Raw genomic sequence first — 2624 nt, 5'->3', positions numbered from 1 at the left:
TGATAGCATCACCACTTTTAATTTGCCGGACTATCGAGGTTACTTTTTAAGGGGTTCAGACGATTCAAGAGGAATTGATTCTGGAAGAACCCTGGGCAGCACACAAGCCGATGAACTCAAGAGTACAACGGTCAATTACAGCCATTCCCATAACATTATAGTTCCCCCCATTGTCCAGACAATTTTTCACCATTTTTAAGATACCAGTTTTTCACCTGCCAGGGGCTTACCATAAAGTTTGGTCAAGCTTTTCAAAGCTTGCCGCCGGAGGCATTTTTGAACGATTTTTATTTCTAAATCAGGGATAAGTCGCAGCATGTTAGAACCATCAATTACCCCTTTCGCACATAGGTTCGAAGAGCTTCCAGAACCGCTTCGGATCGATTTTGTCCGTGTGCCTGGGCGACTTGCTCTAAGTCCTGTAACAATTTCATGGATAACCGCACCGTAATTCGCTGGTCTGTCCCTGGATATCGGTTTCTGCTGCCTTGAGTTCTAGCCATAAGAATAAATTGTCAGACATTTTATTGATATTTACATCCGAGTTGTATTCATCGTCATGGGGGTGCTCCCTGAAAATGGATCTGATAAGGAGTCCGATAATCCAGAGACTGATGAAACCGTTCCTGATTGTAAAACTGAAACCATTTGCCAATTCCCTGACGAGATTCCCTGACGCTCCGATAATCATGTAAATAAACTTCTTCCCATTTGAGACTGCGCCATAAACGTTCAATAAAAATATTGTCAAACGCTCGCCCCCGACCATCCATGCTAATCTGGATACCCTGTTGCTCTAACCGTCCGGTGAAAGCCAGGGAGGTAAATTGAGATCCCTGGTCACTATTGAATATTTCCGGTGTCCCTAACTCCAAAGCCCGTTCCAAAGCTTTCAGACAAAAATCCACTTCCATTGTAATGGACAGTTCCCAGGCCAGGACATAACGACTGAACCAGTCCATAATGGCAACCACATAGACAAAGCCGGAAAACAAACGGATATACGTGATATCCGTACTCCATACCTGATTGGGATGATCAAGGGTGAGTCCTTTGAGCAAGTAGGGATAGATACGATGATCCGGATGCGGGTCACTCAAATGAGGTTTCGGATAAATCGCGACCAATCCCATTTGACGCATTAATCGTTCGACCCGTTTATGGTTCACCTCGTAGCCCTGATTTCTCAACCATTCAGTCATTCGAGGCGAACCATAAAACGGGGTTTGGGTATATTGCTCATCCATCAAACGCATCAGTTGTTGATTATAAGCACTTTCTCCTGTGGGAGAATAATAAAATCCACTTCTTGAAATCCCCAATAATTCACATTGCCGGGACACACTGATCGAGGACAAATCCTCGTCAATCCACCGCTTGCGTTCCTCAAACGGAACGTTCAGATTTTTTTTTTAACCAGTTCAGTTCCACCTGAAGTTGACCAATCTGTTCATATAATCGGGACGTTAATTCTTCTTGTTCCTTTTGGACACTCAAACGCTTGTTGGAAAAAACCTCTGTCGATCCATCCAACAACTGTTTTTTCCACTGTTTGACTTGCTGGGGATGAACCTCATAGGTCGCGGCCAATTCATTGATCGTTTTTTCCTCTTTGATCGCCGATAATGCGACTTTCGCTTTAAAACTGGAACTATGCGTTTTTCGGGTTGTCATCTTCCACCTCCTGCCATTTGAATCAGGGTTATTGTCGGGATGGTACCTTAACACACTGTCCAAATTTTGGGGGGAATTATAAACTTTGGGATTCAAAAAATAAAATTAATGCTTTTGTCAATTCTGGAATTTTTTTTCCTGCTGTAGGCATAGTTTTTCAATAGGATTCATCTGATTTGAGTTTATTTTTTGAAAAAATATAAAATTTTATTAAAATAGATACATACTCGATTGTTGTGTTTTGGATAATATATTGAAGTTATTGTCGTTTTTATAAAATACGGAAGTTTAACTGAAGCTAATTATTTCAAGTGCTTACCGTTTTCGCAACATCACAGGGACTGCTTTCTAAGCCTGATTAGAGGCAAAACACAACACTTGAGTACATACTTTTTAATTTAGAAATATGGATTATCAAAAATGAGCTATTCCTGAAGTAATTAACAGGGATAAAATCCTCGAAATTTTATCATTGCTTCCAGATGATATAGGATATTCAAAAGGAAAAATTCAAGCATTTGTCGAAAATATTATTTGAGAAAATCTAAATTTGAGAGAAAGGCTTTCAAATTTAGAAAAAGAACTTCAATTTCGGTTATGACCAAACTATCAGGACTGGGAAACTTTGAAAAAGTTTTTTCCTGAACATTATGATGCTTACGAAAGAATAAGAGAAAAAATACCCGAAGAATGATTTGATGAAATTTCACTTGCATTAACGTATTGTGAATTTACAGGTGCAAATATATGTGATGAAGAAATTAGTAGTATGCCTGGAAACGTATGTTTTTGTTGTAGGTACGCTGGATATGATGATAATGACCTTTCCTTAAAACGAACTATAAATAAACCACTTCTTGAATGATTTTTGGAAGGAATTCCTTCTTCTGAAGTTGTATGGTCAGAAGCTGATGAAGAATTTCCTTGTCCTGTCTGTAAGAGTCCTGCCC

Annotated in this window: 1 protein-coding gene and 1 pseudogene; both read right to left on the bottom strand. The window is 39.5% G+C overall.

Translation table 11 applies throughout. The features are described from left to right. Positions 1-332 precede the first annotated feature (332 nt). Positions 333-434, bottom strand: a complete 102-nt coding sequence (locus tag HQM11_21365; GenBank protein ID MBF0353589.1) for a ribbon-helix-helix protein, CopG family — start codon at positions 432-434, stop codon at positions 333-335. A gap of 123 nt (positions 435-557) precedes the next feature. After that, positions 558-1674: pseudogene (locus tag HQM11_21360) on the bottom strand (IS3 family transposase). Between the last annotated feature and the right edge of the window lie 950 nt (positions 1675-2624).

The sequence above is a fragment of the SAR324 cluster bacterium genome (genome assembly GCA_015232315.1).
GTDB lineage: Bacteria > SAR324 > SAR324 > SAR324 > NAC60-12 > JADFZZ01.
This window is presented reverse-complemented; position numbering and strand designations above follow the sequence as displayed.

Coding starts and splice junctions, on each gene's coding strand:
- HQM11_21365 (MBF0353589.1), bottom strand. CDS start 434: ATGAAATTGTTACAGGACTTAGAGCAAGTCGCCCAGGCACACGGACAA.